At 37.3% G+C, this 249-nt stretch carries 1 rRNA gene; it reads left to right on the forward strand.

Annotation, left to right across the window (positions count from 1 at the left end):
- Positions 1–72 (forward strand): 16S ribosomal RNA (locus LQ609_RS12650); the annotation flags it as partial.
- Positions 73–249: the final 177 nt, after the last annotated feature.

The raw sequence follows: 249 nt of genomic DNA on the forward strand, positions 1-249 counted from the left end.
GTGGGACAAATGATTGGGGTGAAGTCGTAACAAGGTAGCCGTATCGGAAGGTGCGGCTGGATCACCTCCTTTCTAAGGATATTACGGAATGACCATTAGGTCATGGAATAACGGAGACATATTGTATTCAGTTTTGAATGTTTATTTAACATTCATCATTGCACATTGAAAACTAGATAAGTAAGCAAATAGATTTTACCAAGCAATAAACCGAGTGAATTTCTAACGAAATTCAAGCTTAATAATCGC

The sequence above is a fragment of the Mammaliicoccus sp. G-M28 genome (assembly GCF_022386595.1).
GTDB classification, from domain to species: domain Bacteria; phylum Bacillota; class Bacilli; order Staphylococcales; family Staphylococcaceae; genus Mammaliicoccus; species Mammaliicoccus fleurettii.